The sequence below is a fragment of the Mycobacterium sp. genome (assembly GCF_035570115.1).
Classification (GTDB): Bacteria; Actinomycetota; Actinomycetes; order Mycobacteriales; family Mycobacteriaceae; genus Mycobacterium.
On sequence record NZ_DATMLH010000050.1, the window covers coordinates 20,577 to 27,111 of the forward strand.

The window sequence follows — 6,535 nt, forward strand, 5'->3', positions numbered from 1 at the left end:
CCGGCGCCTCGATGTATTTCTGGCGCTGACGTCGATAATCGCGGCGCCGATCGCCCGGGCCGACAATCCGGACGACCCACTGAACGCGTTAATGATGGGCGGCACGACCATGCCGACACCCAGCATTGAGTCGCAGGACCGAATCGTCACCGACTACATCGGGTTGATCGGGCCGCTCGGGGGTCTGTTCACCAGCTGACCTCCGCAGAACACACCGTCCCCGCGTCACCTCGGCATTAGTGCAGCTGCGGAACCACTTCTGCGGCAAGGCGTTCCATCTGCTCGCGATCCTCGGCCAGGTCACGCCCGACCGGGTTGAGCAGGAACATTTCGGCGCCCGCGTCGATGATCTCGCGCAATCCCGCTGCGACGTCGTCGGACGTGCCGGACACCGGCACCGCCTCGACGCCGGGCATCGCACCATAGATGCGGTGCAACCCGGCCAGGACGCGTTCGTGCGCCCTCGCCGGGTCGTCATCGATCATCAGATAAACGCGCTTGCCGATCCGGTAGTGCGCGGGATCTCTGCCCTGTTCGACCAGCTCGTGACGCACCGTTTTCACGGCCTCGCCGAACTTCGCGGTGCTCGACGAACCGGCACCCAGGAACGCGTCGCCGTGGCGCACCGCGCGGGCCAGCGCCTTGGCGGCCTGACCGCCGAACCAGATCGGCGGATGCGGCCGCTGCACGGGTTTCGGCTGGATCGGCAGGTCGTCAACCTGGCGGAATCGGCCGTGAAACGTCACCCGCGGCTCGTCAGACCACGCCGCCTTCATCAACTCCAGTCCCTCGGTGAAGCTACTGATGTAGGTGGCTTTGTCCACCCCGAACGCGGCGAACTGGCGGAAGCCGCCGCCGGGTGCCACCCCGACGTCGAGTCTGCCGTGGCTGAGCCGATCGACCGCGGTCACCGACGAGGCCAGCTGCAGCGGATCATGCAACGACGAGACCAGCACGGCCACGCCTAACCGCAGCCGCTCGGTGCAGGCCGCGGCGTACGCCAGCAGTTCCAGCGGCGCCAACAGCGGCGCTTCCCCGACGACCTGTTCGAGCACCCAGCCGCCCTCGAAACCGAGCTCCTCGGCCCGAGTCAGGTAGTCGCGTAGGCCGGCCGCGTCGACTCCGGCGGGGTCAAGTTGGTGGATGGAGATGGAGAATCGCACCCCACCACCGTACGGTCCGCACGCCGTCGCCGCGGGGCGCCGCCGCTCATCGGTAGGCTCAACACATGTTTGCCTTCCTGCCCGACCCGCCGGGTGTCGACGAGGTACGCGCGTTGGCTCGCCGGGTCGACACCGCCCGCCACCACGGCGTGCCCAAAGGCTGCGTGCTCGAGCTCGACCTGCGCGCCGCGCCACCGGAAGCCGGCGGCTTGGACCCGCTGGCGATCGTCAGCGGCGGCGGCCGCCCATTGCTGCTGCGCGAAGCCGTGTCCGCGCTGCACCGAGCCGCCGACGATCCGCGGGTTGCCGGCCTGATCGCGCGTGTGCAGCTTCCCGCGGCCGCGACGGGGCCGGTCCAGGAGCTACGAGAAGCCGTCGCCGCGTTCACCGCGGTCAAGCCGTCGCTGGCGTGGGCCGAGACGTATCCGGGAACGCTGTCCTACTACCTGGCATCGGCGTTCGGCGAAGTGTGGATGCAGCCGTCGGGAACCGTCGGGTTGATCGGTTTCGCCACCAATGCCCTGTTCTTACGCGACGCGCTGGACAAGGCCGGCATCGAAGCGCAGTTCATCGCGCGGGGTGAATACAAGTCGGCGGCAAACCTTTTCACCGAAGACCGGTACACCGAAGCCCACCGAGAAGCCGACACCCGCCTGCTGGAGAGCTTGCGCGCCCAGGTATGGCAGGCGGTCGCCGACTCGCGCAAGATCGGCCACGACTCGCTCGATGCGCTGGCCGATCGCGCGCCGCTGCTGCGCGAGGACGCCGTGACCGCCGGGCTCATCGACCACATCGGCTTCCGCGACGAGGCATATGCGCGGATCGCAGAACTTGTTGGCGTCGGGGAGATTTCGCCTGAAACCGGCGACGCCGACGGCGACAACGCGCCGCCGCGGCTATACCTGAGCCGCTACGCCCGCGCGACCGGGCCGGGCGGATCCGCGCTGCCATCGGTGCCGGGCCGCAAACCGAAGTCGACAATCGCCGTCGTCGCCGTTGCCGGTCCGATCGTCAGCGGCCGTGGCGGGCGGGGAGTATTGCCGTTCGGCAGCTCCAGCGCCGGCGGCGATACGATCGCGGCGGGGCTGCGGGAGGCAGCCGCCGACGACTCGGTCTCCGCGATCGTGCTGCGCGTCGACTCCCCGGGCGGTTCGGTCACCGCGTCGGAAACCATCTGGCGGGAGGTGAAGAAGGCGCGCGATCGCGGTAAGCCGGTGGTGGCTTCGATGGGCGCGGTCGCCGCCTCCGGCGGCTACTACGTTTCGATGGGCGCAGACGCGATAGTGGCCAACCCCGGCACGATCACCGGTTCGATCGGCGTGGTGACCGGGAAGCTGGTCGCCCGGGACCTGAAGGGCCGACTGGGCGTCGGGTCGGATGCGGTGCGCACCAACGCCAATGCCGACGCCTGGTCGATCAACGCACCGTTCACTCCCGCGCAGCACGCCCAGGTCGAGGCCGAAGCGGACCTGTTCTACACCGACTTCGTGCAGCGGGTCGCCGAGGGCCGCAACCTGACTGCCGAGGCGGTGGAGGCGGTTGCCCGGGGACGCGTCTGGACCGGTGCCGATGCCCTCGAGCACGGCTTGGTCGACGAACTCGGCGGCCTGCGAACTGCGGTGCGCCGCGCGAAGGTGTTGGCAGGCTTGGACGAAGACGCCAAAGTCCGCATTGTGGGCTATCCGGGCTCGTCGCTGTGGGACTTCCTGCGGCCACGCCCGTCTTCACTACCGACCGCCGCATCGTTACCGGATGCATTGGGCGCGTTGATCGCTCAGTCGGTGGCCGGAATCGTGGAACAGGCCGAGCGGACGTTGAGCGGTGCCAGCGTGCTGTGGCTGGGGGAGTCCCGTTTCTAACCCGCGAGTGTGCCGCTGACGTAGATGATCTCGCCGAGCGGTTCGTCATCCTCTGGGCTGGGAAGTTCGAGTCCGTCGCGGTCGTACAACTCCGCGCGAGGGGTGCCGACGGCATCCCATCCCTTGGCGCGCAGGTATTCGACGACATGGGTGCGCTCCCCGGTATACACCAGAGACGGCATATCGATGTCGATGTGCTCGCGAAAAGGCGCAGTCCGCTCCCGGACCCGTTCCGGGTCCAAATCCTTAAGACCGGGAACGTATTCGGTGGCTACGGTGCTGCCCGGCGCGCTTATCGCGGTGATGTTGTCGAACAACCGGTCCTGGGCTTCGGGCGGCAGGTAGATCAGCAGACCCTCGGCCAGCCACGCCGTCGGTGCTTCGGTGTCCAGGCCGGCGGCACGCAGCGCTGTCGGCCAGTCGTAGCGTAGGTCGATGCCGACGGTACGGCGCTCGGCGGAGGGCTGAGCGCCGATACCGGCCAGCGTGGTCGTCTTGAACTCGATCACCTTCGGCTGATCGACCTCATAGACCACGGTTTCGGCCGGCCAATTCAACCGATAGGCCCGGGAGTCCAGACCGGACGCCAGGATCACCACCTGACGCACACCCCCGTCCATGGCCGTCAGCAGGGCGGAGTCAAAGTATCTGGTGCGCACCGCTATCCCGTTGATCATTGCTTCCCTGCGCGCCGGCGATGCGTTCTCGATCGCCGAGAAGTCAATCGTGCCGTCGATCATCTTCACGAAGAAATCCAGCCCGACGGCGCGGACCAGTGGCTCGGCGAACGGGTCGTTGATCAGTCCGCGGGGGTCGTTCGTCGCCATCGCCCGGCCGGCGGCGATCATCGTCGCGGTCGCACCCACACTAGAGGCCAGATCCCAGCTGTCGTCATCCGTGCGCGTCACGGCAACCCTATCCGAGGGTGGCGGCGACGTAGCTCATGCTCCGGAACAAAGCCATCGCCTCTTCTTCCGGGAACCTGAATCCATTGCGCTGATACAGCTCCGGGGCCGGATGGGCGGCCACCTGCCAGCCGTGGCCGGTGAGGTAGTCGATCACGATACTGCGCTCGCCTTGATAGAAGAGGTCGGCCGCGTTGAGGTCGAAGCCGGCGCGCTGCCATCGCTCGCTGATGCGCTGCACGCTTTCCGCGGAGAAGGCGCCCGGGTCGGAGGTGTGCTCGGTGGCGAGTTGACTTCCCGGCGCGCTGAGCGCAGTGATGTTGTCGAACAATCGGTCCTGGGCCTCCGAGGGCAAGTAGGGCAACAACCCTTCGGCGCTCCACGCTGTCGGCTGGTTCACGTCGAAACCCTGCTGCCGCAATGCTGCCGGCCAGTCGTATCGCAGATCGATGCTGACCGTGCGGCGCTCGGCGGTCGGGTTGGCGCCGAGATCGGCCAACGCGTTCGTCTTGAATTCGATCACCTGCGGCTGGTCGATCTCGTAGACCACCGTCCCGGCCGGCCACGGTAGGCGGTAGGCCCTGGTGTCCAGGCCAGAAGCCAGGATCACCGCCTGTCGAATGCCGGCCTCGGTGGCGGTGATGAAGAAGTCATCGAAAAACCTTGTCCGCACCGCCATTTGCTCAATTCGCGTTCTGCCAGTCAGCGCCGGGTCGTCATCCACGCTGACCTCTCCGTCGATGAGGCGGACGAACGGAATCAAGCCCACCGCACGGACCAGCGGGTCCGCCAGCGGATCGTCGAGCAGCGGGTCGGGCCCCTGTGACGCAATCGCGCGCGAGGCCGCAACCATCGTCGCGGTCGCTCCCACGCTGGATGCCGGGTCCCAGCTGTCGCCTTCGAATCTTCCGGAGTGGGCGTGTGTCATGCTGATGGCTCCTACTTCTTGTCGGTCAGTGTGCCGCTGACGTAGAGACGGTCGGCGAACGGCAGGTCGTCCTGCTCGATGGGCGGTAAACCATTGGCCGCGAACAGTTCCCGGATGCTGCTGCCAGCCATCTGCCACCCGTGCTCGGACAGGTAGACCGCCGCCTCGTTGCGGTCGCCGAAGTAGACCAGCTCGGTCATGTCGAGATCGAGTCCATGCTTACGCCAGCGTTGGGACACGGTCCGCATGCGTTCTTTGATCCGCTGCTCGTGTCCGGGTTCACGGGTGGGCCCGCTTTCGGTCGCGATCCGGCTGCCCGGCGCGCTGAGCGCGGTGATGGTGTCCAGCAGACGGTCTTGTGCTTCGGGCGGCAGGTAGCCGAGTAGGCCTTCGGCGCTCCACGCGCTGGGCTGATCAGTTTCGAAGCCCGCTGCGCGCAGCGCGGCCGGCCAGTCGTCGCGTAGATCGATGGCGACTGCGCGCCGGAAGGCGGTGGGCTGGGCGCCCAACTCGGCGAGGGTGCGGGATTTGAATTCGATGACTTGTGGCTGGTCGATTTCGTACACCGTGGTGCCCGTTGGCCAGGGAAGTCGGTAGGCGCGAGCATCCAGTCCGGACGCCAGGATTACCGCCTGCCTGATGCCGCGTTGGGTCGCGTCGATGAAAAACTCGTCGAAGAATTTGGTGCGGACTGCCATGTTGTCGGTCATCCGCTGCACGCCCGGGGCAGCACCGTCGCTGTCGTCCTCGAGGTCGGCCGGGGTCAACTCGCCGGTTGCCAGTTTGGTGAACAGGTCCAGGCCGACGGCCCGAACCAGCGGCTCGGCGAAGGGGTCGTTGATCAGTGGGTGTTCGGTCTTGCTCGCCATCGCGCGGGACGCCGCGACCATCGTGGCGGTCGCCCCGACGCTCGATGCCAGATCCCAGGTGTCGTCGTCGGTACGTGCCATCGCTACCCCCTACAAGAAGCCAGGTTGATACTTAGCCAATATAACGAGCTTACCACGCCACTAATTCCGATTTAGCTCCCGCTTAACCACGCATATTGCCGAAACCCATGTCACAAATGGCCATTCGCGCCACGCTGTGGCCATGACGTACTCGGTAGCAGGAAAGCGGGTGGTCATCACCGGCGCGTCATCGGGCATCGGTGCCGCCCTGGCCCGGCGGCTGGCCGGCCACGGCGCGGTGGTGGGACTGATCGCCCGCCGTTCGGAACGTCTTGCCGAGATCCTGGCGGATTGCCGCAGCACCTCGGCCGACTCGACGATGTGGGTGGCCGATCTGGCTGACACCGCGACGGTCGGCGAACTGGGGTTGCGGGCATGGGACGACCTGGGCGGCATCGACGTCCTGGTCAACAACGCCGCCATGCCGAAGCGCCGGGCCGTCGATGCGCTGGAACCGGCCGAGGTCGAGGACGTCATGCGAGTCAACTTCCTGGCCCCGATGCGGCTGACGTTGGCCGTCTTGCCCCGGATGCTCGCGCGCGGGCACGGCGTCATCGTCAACGTGTCCAGCGTGGGTGGCCGGCTGGGCATCATCCACGAGGCTGCCTATTGCGCCAGCAAGTTTGCGCTCTGCGGCTGGAGGGAGTCGATGGCCGTCGACCTGCACGGCACGGGCGTCCGCGTGAAGCTGATCGAGCCGGGGCCCGTCGACACCGAGATCTGGGATCAG

Annotated in this window: 6 protein-coding genes; 2 read left to right on the top strand and 4 right to left on the bottom strand. The window is 67.1% G+C overall.

What is annotated here, in order from left to right:
- Positions 1-236 precede the first annotated feature (236 nt).
- Entirely contained in the window at positions 237-1,163 is a 927-nt protein-coding gene (locus VNW74_RS03560; protein ID WP_325675230.1) for an LLM class flavin-dependent oxidoreductase, read from the bottom strand.
- Between the two features lie 65 nt (positions 1,164-1,228).
- Here VNW74_RS03560 and sppA point away from each other — a divergent pair, with 65 nt between their 5' ends.
- Positions 1,229-3,022: a signal peptide peptidase SppA gene (gene sppA / locus VNW74_RS03565; protein ID WP_325675231.1), complete on the top strand. Its 1,794-nt coding sequence runs from the start codon at positions 1,229-1,231 to the stop codon at positions 3,020-3,022.
- On the opposite strand, the gene VNW74_RS03570 is transcribed toward sppA, so the two are convergent.
- Genes VNW74_RS03570 through VNW74_RS03580 form a run of 3 tightly spaced genes read right to left on the bottom strand, consistent with a single transcriptional unit; the run spans position 3,019 to position 5,805 of the window.
- On the bottom strand, positions 3,019-3,930 hold the full coding sequence (locus tag VNW74_RS03570) for a class I SAM-dependent methyltransferase (RefSeq protein WP_325675232.1): 912 nt from the start codon (positions 3,928-3,930) through the stop codon (positions 3,019-3,021). The genes sppA and VNW74_RS03570 overlap by 4 nt on opposite strands.
- A gap of 7 nt (positions 3,931-3,937) precedes the next feature.
- A complete protein-coding gene (locus VNW74_RS03575; protein ID WP_325675233.1) occupies positions 3,938-4,855 on the bottom strand; it encodes a class I SAM-dependent methyltransferase in 918 nt (305 codons plus the stop codon).
- Between the two features lie 11 nt (positions 4,856-4,866).
- The gene (locus tag VNW74_RS03580) at positions 4,867-5,805 is read right to left on the bottom strand and encodes a class I SAM-dependent methyltransferase (protein WP_325675234.1); all 939 of its coding nucleotides are present in this window, start codon (positions 5,803-5,805) and stop codon (positions 4,867-4,869) included.
- A 142-nt stretch (positions 5,806-5,947) separates the two neighbouring features.
- Between VNW74_RS03580 and VNW74_RS03585 the strand changes: the two genes are divergently transcribed.
- The coding region (locus tag VNW74_RS03585) for an SDR family oxidoreductase (protein WP_325675235.1) at positions 5,948-6,535 on the top strand (588 nt) is incomplete at its 3' end.